Below are 17660 nucleotides of genomic sequence, written 5' to 3'. Positions count from 1 at the left end.
CCCCTCCAGTGTAGGACCGGCGACGGGGTGCCCCGTCCGCCCGCGGGCGAAGGGGGCTCCCCTTCGCCCGACCCCTCCGACAAAACCCTGCTGGCTGCCTTTCGACGAGCCAGGACCCCTTCGAGACCCTGCTGGGTCGTCAAGACCCAGCCAGCAGGGTTTCGTAGCACCACGGATCCCCGGCGAAGGGGGTGTCGCGCACCATCCGCAGCTCGTCGGCGCCGATCGCGGTGGCCACCCCGCGACGCTGATGCGCCGGGTCGACGGAGAGCGACCACATCTCGAGCAGGGCAGGTGCGTCCTCGTCGCGGGGCGATCCGGTCGTGCACCACCCCACGGGCCGACCGTCGAGGCGGGCGACGAGGGTCCGGGCGCCCGCGGGCGACAGGGAGCGGGCGACGGGTGGCTCCCCCTTCGCCGCGGTTCGAAGAAGGATCGTCACCTCGAGGTGACGATCCTTCTTCGAACGACCGCTGCCGGTGGGGGCCGGCCCCCGTCAGTGGGTGCGGGGCGTCGTCGGCTCGGCGGGGGCGTCGTGGCCGGCGTCCTTGCCCTTGCCCTTGCCGAAGGGCAGGACGTGCATGACGGCGACGATGACCGCGCCCCACGCGACGCCGAGGAGGAAGGAGAAGAAGGTGTTGGTCAGCCAGCCGAGCACACCGCCGAGCGCGCCCGTCGCCTCGTGGACGGCCTCCTCGAGGTGGTGGACCCACTCGTAGGGCGCCGCCCACCAGCCCGACTCCTCGAGCCCGACGAGGATGATGTGCCCGCCGACCCAGAGCATCGCGACGGTGCCGATGACCGAGATCGCGGCGAGGACCTTCGGCATCGCGGCGACGAGACCGCGCCCGAGACGCTCGGAGCTGGGGTTCTTCGCCAGGCGCAGGCCGATGTCGTCCATCTTGACGATGAGCGCGACGACGCCGTAGACGACGAGGGTGATGAGCACCGCGACGACGGTGAGGATCACCGCGCGCGAGACGAAGCCCTCGGAGGCGACCTCCTTGAGCGCGATGATCATGATCTCGGCCGAGAGGATGAAGTCGGTGCGGATCGCGTTCGAGGTGACCGCGGCCTCCTGGGCCGCCGCGTCCTCCCCCTTCGCCGCGACCGGGTCGCCGTGCCCGCCGCCGTGGCCGGAGACCTTCTCCCAGATCTTCTCGGCGCCCTCGTAGCAGAGGTAGGAGCCGCCGAGCATGAGGATCGGGCTGATGATCCACGGCACGAACTGGCTGAGCAGCAGCGCCGCCGGGAGGATGAAGAGGATCTTGTTGCGCAGCGAGCCGATGGCGATCTTCTTGATCATCGGCAGCTCGCGGCTGGGGTCGACGCCCTGGAGGTACTGCGGGGTGACCGCCGTGTCGTCGACGACGACGCCGGCCGACTTCGCCGAGGCACGACCGGCCGCCGCGGCGACGTCGTCGACGCTCGCCGCGGCGAGACGGGCGAGGGCCGCGATGTCGTCGAGCAGGGCGAAGAGGCCGCCGCTCATCGCCGCGCCCCCGGGGTCAGCCGGCGGGCCGGCGAGAGGGGCGCGATGGCGAGCGGGTCCGTGAGCACGCTCGCAGGGTACTGCCGAAGGGGGATCAGCCCGGGGTCTGCGCGGAGGCGATGCTCTCCGGGTCCTCGGTCTGCATCGTCTCGAGCAGCCCGAGCGCGGCGTTCTCGACGACCTCGGTGAGCGCTGGGTGGATCCAGTACTGCCCACGGGCGAGGTCGAGCAGCGAGCTGCCGAGCGCGAGGGTCTGCACGACCGGCTGGATGAGGCTCGACGCCTGCGGCCCCACGACGTGCCCGCCGAGCAGCGCCCCGGTGCGGCGGTCGCCGACGAGCACGCAGCGGCTGGTCCGGTCCTCGAGGGCCCACCCGTACGCGGTCGAGCCGTACTCCTGGACCTTGACGACGACGTCGTGGCCCGCGTCGCGCGCCTCCTGCGTCGTCATCCCGACCGAGGCGACCTGCGGGTGGGTGAAGACGGCGTACGGCACGGCGTCGTGGATGAAGCAGTGGAGGTCCTCGGGGTGGGCGAGGTTGTGCGCGACGACCCGGGCCTCGTGGTTGGCGACGTGCTTGAGCATGTACGGCGACGAGACGTCGCCGAGCGCCCACACGCCCTCGGCCGTCGTGCGGCCGTGCTCGTCGACGACGACCCGGCCGTCCTGGCGCAGGTCGACACCGGCGAGCTCGGCGCCGAGGTCGTCGGTGCTCGGGCGGCGGCCGGTCGCGACGAGTACCTCGTCGACGACGACCTCGGCGCCGTCGGTGAGGGTGGCGTGGATGCCGTCGTCCTCGCGCCGCAGCGCGGCGACGTTCACCCTCGTGCGCACGTCGTAGCGCTCCCGCGCAGCGGCGGTGACGACGGCGCGCACGACGTCGTCGGCCTCGCGCAGCAGGTCCTCGCCGCGCACCGCGAGGGTGACGGCCGACCCGAAGGCCTCGAAGACGTGGGCCATCTCGAGCGCGATGTACCCGCCGCCGACGACGAGCAGGCGCTCGGGGAGCTCCTCGAGACGCATGATCGTGTCCGAGGTGTGGGTCTCGACGTCGCTCTGCGCGATCTCCGGGGGCACGAAGGCGTGCGACCCGGCGGCGATGACGACCTGGTCGGCCGTGACCTCGACCGCCCCCTCGGGCAGGTCGACGACGAGGCGCCGCGGCCCGACGAAGCGGGCGTGCCCGCGGTAGAGGGTCGTGTGCTCCCCGTCGCGGCGGTAGGCCTCGCCGGAGGCGGCGATGGGGTCGATCCGCCCGAAGACCCGGTCACGGATCGCCGGCCAGTCGGCGCCGTCGAAGCGCGTGCGCACCCCGAGGCGCTCCCCCGTCTGCGCGTCGATCGCACGGTCGGCGGGCAGGACGAACATCTTCGTCGGGATGCAGCCGACGTTGAGGCAGGTCCCGCCGAACCACGGTGCGCCCTCGATGATCGCGATGTCGGCGTCGGCGAGCTCGGGCGTGACGAGCGAGTTGCCCGACCCTGACCCGATGATGACGATGTCGTGGTGGGGCATTCAGGCCCTCTCTCCTGTGATGTCGTCCAGACCGGGCACCCGGCCTGGGTCGAGCCCATGACCGAGCGCGAGGTAGGCGGTGGCGAGGTCGAGCATCGCCGCCAGCGAGGCGACCCGCACGAGGTCGGCGCCGGGGCGGGCGTACTGCTCGACGACCCGGACCCCGCTGTGCTCAGCGGCCCGGCGCACCGAGCGGGTGAGGCCGTGGTCGACGCCGTCGACCTCGACACCCTCGGGCTCGCGCAGGAGCACCAGGGCCAGGGGGCGGGCCGGGGCAGCGCCATCGAGGTAGGGGTCGGCGAAGACCCCGCCGCCGGACCCGTCGGGCGAGCCCGCGGCCGGCCCGGACAGGCAGGCGACGATCTCACCCGCGTCGTCGGGCAGCCGGCCCCAGGAGGCCGGCACCCGTGAGGTGCGGTGGAGCATCGCGGCCGCCCGGGAGGCGGCGACGGAGGTCACCGGCCCGTCGGCGAGGACGAGCGGCGAGCGGTCCGCGAGGTCTAGCGCGAGGGTCTTGGCCGGGTTGACGAAGTACTCCGCGTCCGGGCGGGCGCGCTCGGCGACCTCGTCGAGGGTGTCGGCGAGCTCGTCGAAGGGGGTGGCCCCCGCCTCGAGCAGACCGGCCAGCTGGAGGGCGCGCAGCACGGGCACGGCGGCGGCCCAGGCGGCGGTGCGCGAGCGGGCGACCCGGTGGGTGTGGTCGCTGCGGCCGGTGACCTCGACGTGCACGCCGCGGGCTCGGGCGGCGGCGTCGGCGAGCGGGCCGCCCGGCGCACCGACGGTGAGCACGCTCGCGCCGCGGCGGGCGGCCTCGTAGGCCTGGGCGACGGGTCCGTCCGCCGCGCCGCTCAGCGAGATCGCGACGACGAGGTCGAGCGGGCCGATCCAGCCGGGCAGGGCGCTGCCCGCACCCGTCGTCACGAGGACACCGGAGTGCCGGGTCAGCGAGCAGGCGAGGTCGGCAGCCAGCCGGGTGCCCCCGACGGCGACGACGTGCACGGCGCGCGGACGGTCGGCCGCGAGACGCCGCAGCGGCTCGGCGAGGTCGCCGTCGACACGACCGGTGACCTCGCGCACGAGCGCACCTGCCCCGGCGAGCGAGCGCAGGTAGTCCGTGCGGTCCACCTCGTCACGACGACCGGGGTCGTCGAGGAGGGTCTCGTCGAAGGGGTGCACGGCCTGGGGCCTAGGAGCCGTCGGTCCCGGGTCGGCGGGCCTCGTCGACGAGCAGCACGGGGATGCCGTCCTCGACCCGGTAGGCCAGACCGCACGTCGGGTCGACGCAGACGAGCTCGGGCCCGCCAGGCCCCTGCTCGTCGCGCAGCTCGCTGCGGCAGGCGGGGCAGCGCAGGATATCGCGCAGCCAGGGCTCGATGGTGGTGCTCATGGGTCGTGCTCCCTTCGTCGGTCGGGGCGCTCGCCCCGCCGCAGGTCAGGCTCGGACGCGGGCCAGGACCTCGTCACGGATTTGGGTCATGGTCGCCTCGTCGGCGGCCTCGACGTTGAGCCTCAGCAGCGGCTCGGTGTTGCTCGGGCGCAGGTTGAACCACCACATCGGCTCGCCGGCGTCCTCGCGGTGGGTGACCGTCATGCCGTCGAGCTCGTCGATCTCGACCGTGCTGCGCTGCTCGACCCAGGCGCGCACGTCGGCGGCGACCGCGGCCGCGTCGTCGACGGTCGAGTTGATCTCGCCCGAGGCCGGGTAGCGGTCGTAGGGCGCCATGACCTCGCTCAGCGGGGCCGGCGTCTCGCCGAGGGCGGCGAGGACGTGCATCGCCGCGAGCATGCCGGTGTCGGCGAAGAAGAAGTCGCGGAAGTAGTAGTGCGCCGAGTGCTCGCCCCCGAAGACCGCGTCGTGCTCGCTCATCTGCGCCTTGACGAAGGAGTGCCCGACCCGGCCGCGCACGGGCCGGGCGCCGTGCTCGGCGATGATCTCGGGCACGGCCGCCGAGGTGATCGCGTTGTGCACGACGCGCACGTCGGCGGCGGAGCGGCCGGCGGCGACCTCACGGGCGATCTCGCGCGCGGCGATCATCGCGGTGATGGCGCTCGGCGAGACCGGCTCTCCGCGCTCGTCGACGACGAAGCACCGGTCGGCGTCGCCGTCGAAGGCGATGCCGATGTCGGCGCCGTGCTCGCGCACGGCGGCCTGCAGGTCGACGAGGTTCTTCGGCTCGAGCGGGTTGGCCTCGTGGTTGGGGAAGGTGCCGTCGAGGTCGAAGTACATCTCCTCGACGCGCAGGGGCAGCTCGGGCAGCCCCGCCGCGGTGCCCAGGACGGCGGGCACGGTGAGCCCGCCCATGCCGTTCGCCGCGTCGACGACGACGTGGAGCGGGCGCGACCCGGACAGGTCGACGAGCGAGCGCAGGAAGCCGGCGTAGTCGGCGAGCACGTCGCGGTGGCTCATGCGGCCGTGCGGGCCGTCGAAGCCGGACCGGCCGGCGTCGAGGTGCCCCTGGGCGACCTCGCGGATGCGGTCGAGACCGCTGTCCTGGCCGACGGGGCGGGCGCCCGCGCGGCACAGCTTGATGCCGTTGTAGCGGGCCGGGTTGTGGCTCGCGGTGAACATCGCGCCGGGCATGTCGAGCGCACCGCTGGCGTAGTAGAGGCCGTCGGTGCTCGCCAGGCCGATGAGGACGACGTCGACCCCGCGGGCGGTGATACCGGCGGCGAGGGCCTCGACGAGCTCGGGCGAGGAGGGCCGCATGTCGTGGCCGACGACCACCGTGGACGCACCCTCGGCCTGCGCGACGACCTCGGCGAAGGCGGCGCCCAGCGCCCACACGACGTCGACGTTCAGCTGGTCGGGCACCGTGCCCCGGACGTCGTAGGCCTTGACGAAGGCCCGCAGGTCGATGCTCACGTCGACAGCCTAGACGGCGGCCGGAGCGCCTCCGGCACGCGCCTCAGCCCTGGTCGCGCAGGACCCGCAGGTGACCGCGACGGCCCGTCTCGCGCAGACCGCTCGCCTGCTCGCTGGCCTGCGAGGTCGGGCGGGCGGTGGCGGGTGCGGAGGTGGCGACGGGGCCGCGCGACGACGGCGCGGCGCCCGGCCGACGGCGCACGGCCTCGGCGATGGCGACGAGGTCGTCGTGCGAGTCGGGGGCCGGGGCACCGGAGTCCAGGCGCACGACGTCCCACCCGCGCGGTGCGGTGAGCCGGGCGGCGTGGTCGGTGCACAGGTCGTAGGCGTGCGGCTCGGCGTAGGTCGCCAGCGGTCCGAGCACGGCGGTCGAGTCCGCGTACACGTAGGTGAGGGTCGCCGTCGCCGGGAGGGAGCAGGCGGCTCGGGAGCACAGACGGGAGACACTCACGCCGGTCAATGTAGGCCACGACGGCGACAGCCGTGGGCGGCGCGCCGGGCGCACCCGGCGCGGGACCTCCCCGGGGGCGCCCCGGCGACCTAGGGTGGCCCGGTGAGCACGGGCAGGGACCGACGCGGTCGCGGGCGACGCGGACCGCTCGCGTGGCCGGCGGTCCCGGCCATGGTGAGCCGGGCCGTCGCCTTCGACGAGCTCGTCCTCGACTGCGCGCAGCGCTACGAAGGGGTCCTCGGCGCCCGGTGGGCGGACGTCGAGCTCGCCGTCGCGGACGTGCCCCCGACCGACCCCGCACCGTGGGAGGACGGCCCCGCGCTGGCCCGGATCTTCCCCGCCGAGGGCGCGCACCCGCACCGGGTCGTCGTCTACCGCCGTCCGGTCGAGACCCTCGCCGCGCGCGAGGGCGACCTGGCCAGCGTCGTCGAGCTCGTCGTGGCCCGCCAGCTCGCCGAGCTGCTGGGCGTCGACGTCGAGGACATCGACCCCGAGCTCGGCTGAGCCGGGCTCACTGGACGGGCAGCACCTCGACGGTGCGGTCGGCCACCCGGGCGCGCAGGAGCGGCGTCACCGAGAGCACGGGGGTCCCAGGTCCGGTCTCCCCCTTCGTCAGCAGCGACGCGTGCACGTCGCCGGAGACCCGCCGCACCCAGACGGCGTCGACGTCCTCGAGCGGCACGACCGTGCTGCGGTCGCGCTCGAGCGAGACCGTCCTCGTCGTCGCCTCGCCGGCGTACACGCTGACGACCTCGGCCTCGGCGGCGCCGGACGGCGCGGTGAGCTGGACGTGGCGCGGCAGCCCCGCGACGGCGTTCGGCACCACTGCTCCGACGAGGTCGCGCACGGCCGGGGTCGCGGTGCTCCACGACATGTCCTGGCCGCCCGTGCGCGACGCGGAGCCGACGACCTCGGCCGCGGCGACGACCGGCTCGTCGGAGGTGACGGTGTAGGCGACGACGCCGCTCTCGACGTCGACGTCGACGCTGCGGCTGGTGCCGGCGGGCACGGTCGCCACCGCGACCGAGCGGGCCCGGTCGGAGCCGACGGCACGCACCTTGACGACGGCGTCCCGGCTGCCGGGGGCGCCGACGACGACGCGGGCCGACTCCCCCTTCGAGATGGCGCCGAGGACCTGCTCACGGCTCGGGCCGCCGGTCGCGGGCACGACCTCGAGACCGCGCGGCTCGAGGCCGTCGACCCAGTGGTCGACCACCCAGGCGGCGACGGGCCCGCCGGTCGTGCGGACGCGGACGACCTGCGAGGCGCTCGCCCCGGTGATGCCGTCGAGGAGCAGCGCGACCCGCGAGCGCGGCGGCACGGTGACGTCCTGGCCGGCCGGCGGGGTCTGCGGGCGACGCTCGCCGAGACCGGTGACGTCGACGGAGACGGGGTTCTCGCCCGGGTTGCTCACGAGGAGGCGCTCCTGACGGCCCGGCCCCGAGCCGCCCGCGACGAGCCACTGGTCGGCGCTCGTCACCACGCACGGCGCGGTGCTCGCACCGCGCACCTGATCGTTCGACGCGACGACCTCCTCCGCGCCGACGAGACCCGGGGCGTGGTCGCCCGTGCCGGTGATCGTCGCCCCCTGGGCGAGAGACCCGCCACGGGCGACGCGGTCTCGCTCGACGGGTCGGTCGGCCTCGCCGCCGCCGAGCGGGCTCACCTGGAGACGGCCCTGCTCGTCCGGCGGGCGCACGAGCCGGCGCACGAAGTCGTCGGGGGCGACCTGACCGGCGACGACGCCCGACGTGCGCACGTCCTCGACGCCGTCGACGCCTGCGAGCGGCGAGCCCGGGCAGACGAGCTCGGCCTGCGTGGCCGGCACGCTCGCGCGCGGCGCGGCCCCCGTCGGGCCCGCGGGCTCGGGGCGGGTGGCGGCCTGGGCACCGGCGACGGTGCCGCCGGCGAGGACGGCGACGAGGACGAGCCGCAGCGGCTTCACTGCTCCTCCTGCGGGTCGGGTCGGCGCTCGGTGGGCAGGGCGAGGTAGAGACCGACGACGAGCGAGCCGAGGACGAGCCACTTCCAGGCTGCGTGCCCGGTGCGCACGTCGATCTCGACCTCACGGGTGCCGGCGGGCACGGCGTAGGTGGGCACGCTGCTGCGGGTGTCGAGGACGAGCGGCACGCCGTCGCCGGTGACGACCGCGTGCTCGGTCCAGCCGATGGGCTCGCCGACGACGACCCGGCCCTGGCCGGGTACTCGCAGGACCCCGGTGCTCTCGCTGTGGTCGCGCAGCCCGACGAGGTTGCGCGCGCCGTCGGCTCCCCCGACGTAGCGCACCCGCGAGGGCGTCGTCGACCCGGTCGACTCCGGGCGCACGGACCACGTCGTCGTGCCGGCGCTCGTCGACAGCCGACGCAGACCGGGGGTGGCGTCGACGGCGACCTGGTCGTCGCTCGAGGGGTCGTGCATCGTCACGAATCCCACGCCCCACGCCCCGAGCGCGGCGTCGACCGGGGTGCGACCGGACGGCCCGACACCGAGCAGCGCCGCGACGTCGTCGCTCAGCCCCTCGTCGACGAGGGGTGCCGGCAGGTCACGGACGAGATCGGGTGCCTCACGGCCGACGAGGCGGTAGGTGATCGCGCCGTCGTCGGTGCGGCCGAGCGAGAGGGTCCGGCCGGCGAGCGGGCCCTCGGCGGCGTCGACGGCGATCTGCGGCCGGTCGTCGCGCCATGTCGTCAGCTCGTCGCCGAAGCCGGTGTCAGCCACGAGCGCCGCGCTGCCGACCACCCCGCCGGCGAGGACGAGCACGGGCAGCACCTGCAGGGCGCGACGGGCGCGTGAGGTCGCGGCCGGCAGGGCCGCGAGGCCGAGCCCGGCCAGCGAGAGCACCCCGAGCGCGACGATCAGCCCGCCGACGCCCGGCCACGGGTGCACCTCGGCGCCCGCGTCCGCCAGCCCGGCCGGGACCTCGCCGAGGACGACGAAGGGAGACCCGACCGCGGCGGCCGCCCCGAGGACGACGACGAGACCGGCCGCCCAGGGCACCGGGCCGCGGGCGAGGAGGAGACCGAGCAGCGCGAGGAGGGCCACGGGCAGGTACCACCACAACGGGATCTCGCCGGGGCCCCCGGGCGCTGCGGCGGCGAGCCGCCAGGCCTCCGGGAGGGGACCACGGGCGGTGGCCCCCCAGCCGGCGAGCAGCCGCTCGGGCTCGGCGCGCAGGGAGAGCAGCCAGGGGCCGGCGAGCAGGAGCGGGAGCGCGAGGAGGACGACCCCGCGCCCGCGCCGGCCCGGTCGGCCGAGGAGGAGCAGGGCGACGCCGACGAGGAGCACCGGCACGGCGAGGGCGGGCACGAGAGAGCCGAGGACGGCGGCCCACAGCGCGGTGCGCACGGCGTCGCTGATCCCCGGGCCACGGCGGGCGGCCCGGACGAGACCGGCGGCGACCCGCGGCAGCAGGACGACGGCGAGCAGCGGGCCGACCCGGCCCTCGCCCGCGGCGGCCGCGGCGGCGGGGGTGCTGATCCACCCGAGGGCGAGCAGGGCGCGCACCCACCGGGCGGACGTGACGACGCGGGCGCTGCGGTAGGCGACGACGGCACCCAGGGGCAGCGCGGCGAGGACGAAGAGGCTGAGCGCGACGCCTGCGGGCGAGTCGGCGTCACCGCCGCCGGGGACGTGCTCGACGACCCAGCTGGCCGCCGCCAGCAGCAGCAGCGCCGGGCTGCGCTCGAGGTCCGACCCCGCGCCGGCACCGGACCACGCGTCGCGCCAGCTCGCGAGGAGGGACCCCGAGGTCGCCCGGCCGCCGAGCAGCTCTCCGCCGACGAGCCCCGCGTCGAAGCGGTGGCGCAGCTCACCGGTGATCTGGCGACCGGCCCAGGCAGACATCGCGACTGCGGCGAGGAGCAGGAGGGGCACCGGGCTGCGCAGCACCCCGGTGGCCTCGGCGCCGGACGCGGGGGCGCCGACGCCGGCGCCGGGGTGATGACCGCGGATGTCGTCGGCCAGGCGCTGGCGGGCCTGGGCGGCCGGCACGAAGAGGGTCGCGAGCTCGCGCCGGTCGACGGTGGCGCGCCCGCCGCGGCGCCGCAGCGAGGCGAGGGTGCGGGGGTCGAGCGAGCCGCGCACGAGCGCGAGCTCTTCTCGGGCCAGCCCGGGGCGCTTGAGCAGCAGCAGGCCGAGCGCGGTGAGCAGCGCGAGCAGCGCACCGCCGAGCGCCCGGACGGGCGCCGCCCACAGCGGGCCGCGAGCCAGGGCGACGCGGCGGACCTGGGCGCGGTGGCGCAGCCCCGGCCGGCGCTCGACCGGCCACGGGCGGACGGCGAGGACGGCGGTCGGCACGGCGACGACGCGGTGCCCGCACCGCTGCGCTCGCCAGCCGAGGTCGAGATCGCCCCCGAGGTCGCCGAGGGCGGGGTCGTGACCGCCGAGCGCGAGGTACTCGTCGCGGTCGAGGAGCAGACCGTCGAGGGGGCCTGCGAGCACGTCGACGGAGTCGTCGTGCTGGCCCTGGTCGCGCTCGCCGCACACGGGTGTCGGGACGAGGCGCCCGGCCCGGGTCACCTGCAGGCCCTGGCGCACGAGGACACCCTCGTCGGCGACGTCGACGACCTTCGGCGTCGCCATGACCACCCCGCGGCTGACGGCGGCGACGAGCGCGTGGAGGGCGTCGGGGCGGGGCCGGCAGCGGCTCGTGAGGACCCACACGAGGTCACGGCGGTCGGCGTGGGTCGGCAGGCTCTCGACGAGCCCGGGCAGCGAGCGCCGCAGACCACGCCGGGGGTCGAGCCGGGTGGACAGGGCGGGCAGCCCGGCCTCGCGCACCGGGGCGAGGACGGCGTCGACGTCGAGCCCCGAGGGGCTGGCGTCGACGAGGAGCACCGTGTGCTGCTGACGGTCGGCGGCCCCGGGGGCGTCGCCGAGGTGCGACTGGGCCAGGAGGGCCGCGACGGTCTCTGCGGCGTCGTCCGCGGACCGTGCGAGCAGGACGGTCGCGACGGCAGGGGGCGCCTCAGGAGCGCGGCGGGAGGGGGCCGCGGTGGTCTCGGGCGCGTGCTGGGGTGGTGCCGGTGTCACGAGGAGCGCGTCAGACGGCGCGCTTCTTGAGCTTGCGACGCTCGCGCTCGGACAGACCGCCCCAGATGCCGAAGCGCTCGTCGTTAGCCAGGGCGTACTCGAGGCACTCCTGGCGCACCTCGCACCCGACGCACACCTTCTTCGCCTCGCGGGTGGACCCGCCCTTCTCCGGGAAGAAGGCCTCGGGATCCGTCTGAGCGCACAGGGAGCGCTCCTGCCAGGACATCTCCTCGGCCTCGTCGTCCTGGATCGGGTTGAGCATCAGCAGGTCGTGCATCCGGATCCCTCCTCGACATATCGCACCTCGACCCACGCGATCTCGCGCGTGCGATGTCCACGACCTGCTCGCAAGCAGAAAGACATCACCGAAATTACACGCGTGTCATCCACGATTAGTCAAGCCGAAGGGGTTATACGGTCCCCCTGTCCAGGGTCTGCGGCGCGGATCGGGTCGATCCGCGCGGACAGCCGGTCTCCAGGGCCCCGTGCGGTGCTGCGACGTGGTACTGGGCGCCCCGCGCGTCGGGAGAGACTGGACCCATGCACGTCGTCCTCATCGCCCCCTCGCCCACCAGCGCACCGGTCGTCGCCGCCCTCGTCGAGGGTCTCCTCGCGCGCGACGAGAGCACCGCGGTCGACGTCGTCGTCGCGACCGCCGAGGACGTCACCGCGCTCGGCCTGCGCGTGAGCGCGACGAGCGACGCGGTCCTCGACGCGCTCGCGGGTCGTCCCGAGCCCGTCGGCACGACCGTGCAGGACGGCCTGCGGGAGACCGGGTCGGGTCCGGGCTGGCTCGAGCTGCCCGACACCGCCGTGGCGACCCACCTGGCCCGCAGCGCGTGGCTGGCCCGGGGTGCGACGCCGAGCGAGGTCCTCGCCCGTCTCTGCCAGGCCGCGGGCCTGCCCGACCGCGTCCGGGTGCGCCCGGTGACCGACGTGCCCGTCGAGACCCACGTCGTCCTCGACGTGCCGGACGGCGAGGCGCCCCAGAGCGCCGTCCACGTGCGCGAGTGGCGTGAGGGGCTGGGCGGGCGGCCGACCCCCGCCCGTGTCGTCGTCGCCGGCCTCGACCGGGCCCCTGCGGCGCCGGGCGTGCTCGACGCCGTACGCTCCGCCGACGCCGTCGTCGTCGCCCCGGGCGACCCCGTCCTGCAGGTCGGCCCGGTGCTCGGGGTGCCCGGCATGTCCGACGCGCTGCGCGGCACCTCGGCCGACGTCGTCGTGCTCGACCCGCGCCTGGGCCCCGGCACCGCGCTCGTCGGCCTCGAGGTCGCCGGGCTGCCCGCGACCGGGCCGGCCGCCGCCGGCATCTACCGCGACATCGCCGACGTCTGGGTCACCCCGGTGCCCGAGACGGGCTACGCCCGCGCGCTGCGCGTCGTCCCCACCGCCGCGGCGACCCCCTTCGCCCTGGCCGCCGAGGTCCTCGCCCTCCTCTGAGCGCGGCCCCACCTCAGCTTTCCCGCCCAGGGCGGGAAAGTGCGACCTCGGGAAGGAACGGTTCTTGCCCGAGGTCGAAGCTTCCTTCCCGAGGTCACCGGACCACGGGCGAAGGGGATCAGAAGCGGGTCGGGAGGTGGGTCGGCAGCGAGCGGCGGGGGCCGCGGCGCGGGGGCGCTCCCCCGACGGCGCTGATGATCCGGCAGGCGCGGAAGCGGTGCCCGGCGTAGGGGGCGACGAGCTCGGCGAGCTCGTCGTCGTCGCCGATCCGACCGGTGAGCGACCACGTGACGTTGCGGGCGAGGTGGTAGTCGCCGAAGGACACGGCGTCGGCGTCGCCCAGGGCGCGCTGGGCGACCTCGGCGGTCGTCCAGACCCCGACGCCGGGCAGCGCCCGGAGCCGGCGGGTCGCGGCGTCCCGGTCGAGCTCGGCGCACTCCTCGAGCCGGCCGGCGACCTTCGCGGCGTTGACGACGACCCGGCTGCGCGCGCCCTCGACCCCGGCCTGCAGCCAGGCCCACGACGGCACGCTCCCCCACCCCGACGCCGTCGGCGGGCAGATCATGCCCTGCTCCCCTGCCGGCCCCGGCGCCGGCTCGCCGAAGCGCGTGACGAGCTGGCGGTAGGACGAGAAGGCCTCACGACCGGTGACCCGCTGCTCGATGACGGCGGGCACGAAGACCTGGAAGACGAGACGCGACGCGGGCACGCGGTAGCCCGACCACGACGGCCAGCCGGCCGCGACGAGGTCGTGGTGGGGCTCGAAGCCCGTGGGGTCGTCGCGCCCGCCGAGCAGGTCGGGCAGCGCGTCGAGGAACCACTGCGCACCGGCGCCCCACGCGTGAGCGGTGACCTCGTCACCGGGCACGAGGTGAGCCCCGACGGGACCGTCGGGCGTCGTCCAGGCGAGCCACCAGTCGCGCCCGACCCGGCGCGAGGTCGGGTCGCCGGCGCCCCGGCGGAAGGGCCCGAGCACGCGGTCCAGCGACACCGGGGCGTCCAGCCCCGGCGGCTGGTGGCGCCGGGTCGCGGTCATGCTCAGATCTTGCGGAAGGTCAGCAGGACGAAGGTGTAGTCGAGGTCGACCCGGGTCCAGTGCACGGGCCGCTCGTCGTGCGCGAGGAGCTCGTCGCTCAGCTCGCCGACGAGCTCGAGGCCGTGACGGCGGGCGGTCGCGACGAGCTCGCGGATCTCCCCCGGCGAGAAGATGTGCACCTGCGAGCCGTAGATGTGCTTGCCGGTCGTGTCCGGCGGGCTCTGGTCGTAGTCGGTGGACAGGACGAGGACGCCGCCGGGGCGCAGCACCCGGGCGGACTCGGCGAGGAAGCCCTCGACGGGGACCCCGTGCTCGATGACCGACATGCACGTGATCGCGTCGAGCGCCCCGTCCGCGAGCCCCGTCGCAGTGACGTCGCCGTAGCGGAAGACCACGCCGTCGCGGGTGACGACGTCGCCGAACTCGAGGTTGATGCCGAGGAGCGACTCCGGCTGCTCGCCGAAGCCGTAGAGGCGCAGCCAGGGCAGGACCGGCGAGTACCGGGCGCTGCCCGCGTCCATGACGCGCGCCCGGCGCGAGCCGTCGTCGACGAGCGAGAGGATCGCGCCGACGGCGCCGAGGGCGTCCCAGTTCTTCGGCAGGTCGCGGTGCAGCGGCAGGCGCAGCGAGCGGGCCTCGGCCGTCGCGCGCTCCCACGTCGCCTTGTCGCCGAGCACCGCCGTCGGCGCCACCGAGGTCGGCGCCGGGCGTCCGCCGCCGACCCCGCGCCGGCCCTCGAGCCGGCGCTGCCCCGCGACGCGGCCCCACAGCGCGAGCTCGGCACCGCGCTTGGCGACGGCGAGCAGACGACCTCCAGGAGGTGCGGCCACCTGGCCGGTCGGCTCCGCGGCAGGGGTGCCGGTAGGTCGGTCGGGGTGGACGTCAGACATGGGTATCAACCTTCGAGTCGGGCAGGAGGTGGTGCGCACGTGCCCAGAGCCAGCCGATACCGGCCCAGGCGACGTCGGCGACGACGCTGTAGAAGCGTGCCACGACGACGACGGCGGTCGCCGCGGCGACCGGCATCGACGTCGCGAGGAGCACGACGAGGACCCCGTCGCGCACGCCGACACCGGCGGGCACGACGAAGGAGAACATGCCGATGCCCGCGGCGAGGAGGTAGCCGCAGATGCTCACGAGCGCGAGGTGACCGGGGTCGGCGCCGGCGTCGGCGAGCGAGGTCGCCATGACCCAGATCGACGCGCCACCGGCGAGCCACGACAGCGTGAACCACATCGTCGACAGCGCGACCGCGGCGAGCGAGAGGTCGTGCTCGAGCGGCTCGCGGCGCAGGAGGCGGAAGAGCAGGGCGATCGCCCGGTTGAGCACCGGGGGCCACAGCGCGACGAGCAGCCCGCCGACGACGAGGACGAGGAACCACGTCGGCAGGTTGGCCTGGCCACGGGTCAGCAGGGCCGGCAGCGCGGGCAGGCCGACGACGATGCCGCACAGCGCCGACAGCGCGATGGTGATGAGCCCGACGACGGCGGTGCGGCGGCGCGGGACCCCGAGCCGCCGGGCCATGTCGGCCTGGGCGACGACCGACCACACCGAGCCGGGCAGGTACTTGCCGAGCTGGCCGACGAAGAAGACGCCGCTCGCCGGGGCGAGGTGCAGCCGTGAGCCGAGGTCGGCGAGGAGCACCCGCCAGCCGAGCACGGTGAGGGCCGGCGACACGAGGGCGAGGACGAGCCCGAGCGCGAGCGACCCGGCGCCGATCCGTCGGAAGGACGCGGAGACGTCGTCCCAGCCGCGCGTCAGGGCGTAACCGACCGCGAGGAGGACGAGGGCGAGGAAGGCGACGCGCACGGCGTCGACGACGCGCTTGCGGGTCGAGCGGGTGGCGGGCGGGGCCGGCTCGGTGGCGGGCGCGGCCGCTTCAGCAGCACCCGGCTCGGGCGCGACGGGCTCGCTCATCGGCGGCGCAGGGTCAGCCGGACGACGGCGTAGGCGTCCTCGGCGTCGCGGCCCGAGGCGCCCCCGGCGACGTCGGCGGCCCGGCGCAGCCGCGCGGTGAGATCGCCGTCGAGGTCGCCGACGAGCGCGAGACCGGCGTCGTCGGCCCGGGCGATGACGCCGCGCAGGTCCGCGGGCCCGACCGCGCCGTCGTCGGAGCCGCCGACCGCGACGGTGAGCACGAGGATCCCGCGGGCGCGCAGCGCCCACGAGGCCATGGTGACGAGCTCGTCGACGTCGCCCGCCGCGGCCCCACCGGGGTGCAGGGCGGTGATGACGTCGAGGCTGGCCGTGTCGAGGTCGAGCAGGTCGAAGGGCGAGCGCCCGCCGGACAGCTCGACCTCGACCGGTGCGTAGCCGAGCGATCGGGCCCACCGGGCGAAGGGGGACCTGGGCCCGGAGGAGTCGAGGACCGTCGCGGAGCGGGCGGTGTCGCCGCCGACGGACAGCAGCGCCGACACCGCGCCGAGCGCGGCCCAGCCGGCGATCCGGTCGCCGCGGCCGGGCAGGCCGAGCGAGCCCGCGAGCTCGTGGGCCGCCTCGGCCTCGTCGTCGATGCCGAGCACGTCGGTGGGGCGCACCCAGTCGGGCAGGTCGCGGTCGCGCAGGTCCAGGCGCGGCTCCCGCCGGCGCCGGGCCGCCCGGGCGAGGTCGCGCACCGCGCCGAGGCGACGGGCGAAGGGGGCGGCCGAGGGCGCCTCGTCCGGCCGGTCGGAGGCGTCGGGGATCGCCACGGCGCCGTCTGCGGCGACCGCCTCGAGGGTGCCGACGTAGCGGGCCCACGGGCCGGAGAGGTCCGGCGGGCGGACCCCCGCGCGCAGCCGCTCGACCTCGTCGGGGTCGGCGAGGCGCTCGAGGGCGGTGACGAGCGCGTCCTCGTCGTCCGGTGCGACGAGCAGCCCGTCGACGTCGTCGCGGACCTGCTCGGCGAAGGTCCCCACCCGCGAGGCGAGCGCGGGCAGCCCGTGCTGGTGGGCGAGCAGGACGTTCTGCGAGGCGGTCGCGCTGCGGTAGGTCAGGGCGAGGACGTCGTGGTCGGCGAGCAGGGGCGCGATCCGCTCGGCGGGCACGTACCCGCCGTGGATCTCGACCCGCCCGGCGAGCCGGGGGTCCTGCGCGAGCTCACGGATCTGCGCGCCCGCGTCGCCCCACATCTCCCCGGCGACGGTGAGGCTCACGCCCGGCACCCGGGTCATCGCGCGCATGAGGACGTCGATGCCCTTGTAGCCGCGCACCAGCCCCAGGGCGAGGATGCGGGCCGGGCCCCGGTGGGCGGGCCGCTCGACCGGTGCTCCCCCGGGCAGGTGCGGGGGCAGCTCGGAGACGACGACGTGCGAGGCACCGAGCTCGCGCGCGAGCCGGGCCTGCTCGCCGGAGTGCACGACGACCGCATCGACCCGGGCGAAGAGCCCGCGCATGATCGCGGCGTCGCCGGGGTGCGGCTCGTGCGGCAGCACGTTGTGGCAGATGACGACGCTGCGCGGGCCGCGACCCGTGCTCGACGTGCGCCCGGCGCCCGCCGCCCGCAGGAGCAGCAGGTGGAGCGGCACGACCGGCGGGATGACGTGGACGACGACGACGACGTCGACGTCGCGCAGCGCTCGACCGGCCCGCACGAGCGTGTCCGGGCGCGCCCACGACAGCGAGTGCTCGGTGCCCGGGAAGGGCTCGACGTCGGGCGCCCCGCCCGCGGGGACCGACTGCTCCCCCGGGTAGAGGAAGCTCGGGTACAGGTGCCGCCACGAGACGAGCCGGACGTCGTGCCCGGCGTCGCTCAGCTCGTGGGCGAGCGTCGTCGTGTGGCTGGCGACCCCGCCCTTGTACGGGTGGGTCGGCCCGACGACGGCGACCCGCAGGCGCGCCTGGTCGCTCACG

Annotated in this window: 16 protein-coding genes; 2 read left to right on the top strand and 14 right to left on the bottom strand. The window is 75.9% G+C overall.

Annotation, left to right across the window (positions count from 1 at the left end; all coding sequences use genetic code 11):
* Positions 1-139 precede the first annotated feature (139 nt).
* The 7 genes from ABIB53_RS07495 to ABIB53_RS07465 form a co-directional block, all read right to left on the bottom strand.
* Positions 140-442 (bottom strand): GNAT family N-acetyltransferase, encoded by a 303-nt coding sequence (locus tag ABIB53_RS07495; protein ID WP_354587713.1) that lies wholly within the window; start codon positions 440-442, stop codon positions 140-142.
* 54 nt (positions 443-496) lie between these two features.
* Positions 497-1492: a DUF808 domain-containing protein gene (locus ABIB53_RS07490; protein WP_354587712.1), complete on the bottom strand. Its 996-nt coding sequence runs from the start codon at positions 1490-1492 to the stop codon at positions 497-499.
* A 94-nt stretch (positions 1493-1586) separates the two neighbouring features.
* Positions 1587-3008, bottom strand: coding sequence for a mycothione reductase (locus ABIB53_RS07485; RefSeq protein WP_354587710.1), 1422 nt, complete (start codon positions 3006-3008; stop codon positions 1587-1589).
* The gene (locus tag ABIB53_RS07480; RefSeq protein ID WP_354587709.1) at positions 3009-4184 is read right to left on the bottom strand and encodes an SIS domain-containing protein; all 1176 of its coding nucleotides are present in this window, start codon (positions 4182-4184) and stop codon (positions 3009-3011) included. It lies immediately after the preceding gene.
* A 10-nt stretch (positions 4185-4194) separates the two neighbouring features.
* Complete coding sequence (locus ABIB53_RS07475; RefSeq protein ID WP_354587707.1) at positions 4195-4395, bottom strand: Trm112 family protein; 201 nt, start codon at positions 4393-4395, stop codon at positions 4195-4197.
* A 45-nt stretch (positions 4396-4440) separates the two neighbouring features.
* Complete coding sequence (locus tag ABIB53_RS07470) at positions 4441-5871, bottom strand: phosphomannomutase/phosphoglucomutase (RefSeq protein ID WP_354587706.1); 1431 nt, start codon at positions 5869-5871, stop codon at positions 4441-4443.
* Positions 5872-5914: 43 nt separating this feature from the next.
* Positions 5915-6322, bottom strand: coding sequence for a DUF3499 domain-containing protein (locus ABIB53_RS07465; RefSeq protein WP_191681278.1), 408 nt, complete (start codon positions 6320-6322; stop codon positions 5915-5917).
* Between the two features lie 102 nt (positions 6323-6424).
* On the opposite strand from ABIB53_RS07465, the gene ABIB53_RS07460 reads away from it, so the two are divergent.
* Positions 6425-6826 (top strand): metallopeptidase family protein, encoded by a 402-nt coding sequence (locus ABIB53_RS07460; RefSeq protein ID WP_224766748.1) that lies wholly within the window; start codon positions 6425-6427, stop codon positions 6824-6826.
* Between the two features lie 7 nt (positions 6827-6833).
* Here the strand turns inward: ABIB53_RS07460 and ABIB53_RS07455 are convergent, their stop codons facing one another.
* The 3 genes from ABIB53_RS07455 to ABIB53_RS07445 are packed head-to-tail and all read right to left on the bottom strand — an operon-like array spanning position 6834 to position 11630.
* Positions 6834-8267, bottom strand: coding sequence for a DUF5719 family protein (locus ABIB53_RS07455; RefSeq protein WP_354587704.1), 1434 nt, complete (start codon positions 8265-8267; stop codon positions 6834-6836).
* Positions 8264-11353 carry a glycosyltransferase gene (locus ABIB53_RS07450; protein WP_354587702.1) on the bottom strand — a complete coding sequence of 1030 codons (3090 nt, stop codon included), beginning with the start codon at positions 11351-11353 and terminating at the stop codon, positions 8264-8266. Before ABIB53_RS07450 ends, ABIB53_RS07455 begins: the two co-directional genes overlap by 4 nt.
* Before the next feature lie 10 nt (positions 11354-11363).
* Entirely contained in the window at positions 11364-11630 is a 267-nt protein-coding gene (locus ABIB53_RS07445) for a WhiB family transcriptional regulator (protein WP_068273506.1), read from the bottom strand.
* A 263-nt stretch (positions 11631-11893) separates the two neighbouring features.
* Between ABIB53_RS07445 and ABIB53_RS07440 the strand changes: the two genes are divergently transcribed.
* On the top strand, positions 11894-12793 hold the full coding sequence (locus ABIB53_RS07440; RefSeq protein WP_354587699.1) for a 2-phospho-L-lactate transferase CofD family protein: 900 nt from the start codon (positions 11894-11896) through the stop codon (positions 12791-12793).
* 118 nt (positions 12794-12911) lie between these two features.
* Here the strand turns inward: ABIB53_RS07440 and ABIB53_RS07435 are convergent, their stop codons facing one another.
* Genes ABIB53_RS07435 through ABIB53_RS07420 form a run of 4 tightly spaced genes read right to left on the bottom strand, consistent with a single transcriptional unit; the run spans position 12912 to position 17659 of the window.
* A complete protein-coding gene (locus ABIB53_RS07435; RefSeq protein ID WP_354587698.1) occupies positions 12912-13829 on the bottom strand; it encodes a DNA-3-methyladenine glycosylase family protein in 918 nt (305 codons plus the stop codon).
* Between the two features lie 2 nt (positions 13830-13831).
* Positions 13832-14719, bottom strand: a complete 888-nt coding sequence (locus tag ABIB53_RS07430) for a methyltransferase domain-containing protein (RefSeq protein ID WP_354587697.1) — start codon at positions 14717-14719, stop codon at positions 13832-13834.
* Positions 14712-15746 (bottom strand): lysylphosphatidylglycerol synthase domain-containing protein, encoded by a 1035-nt coding sequence (locus tag ABIB53_RS07425; protein WP_354587696.1) that lies wholly within the window; start codon positions 15744-15746, stop codon positions 14712-14714. The genes ABIB53_RS07430 and ABIB53_RS07425 overlap by 8 nt, the downstream gene beginning before the upstream one ends.
* The gene (locus ABIB53_RS07420; RefSeq protein ID WP_354587695.1) at positions 15743-17659 is read right to left on the bottom strand and encodes a glycosyltransferase; all 1917 of its coding nucleotides are present in this window, start codon (positions 17657-17659) and stop codon (positions 15743-15745) included. The genes ABIB53_RS07425 and ABIB53_RS07420 overlap by 4 nt, the downstream gene beginning before the upstream one ends.
* Position 17660 lies beyond the last annotated feature (1 nt).

The organism is Janibacter sp. UYMM211 (assembly GCF_040547045.1).
In the GTDB taxonomy this organism is placed as follows: Bacteria; Actinomycetota; Actinomycetes; order Actinomycetales; family Dermatophilaceae; genus Marihabitans; species Marihabitans melonis.
This window is presented reverse-complemented; position numbering and strand designations above follow the sequence as displayed.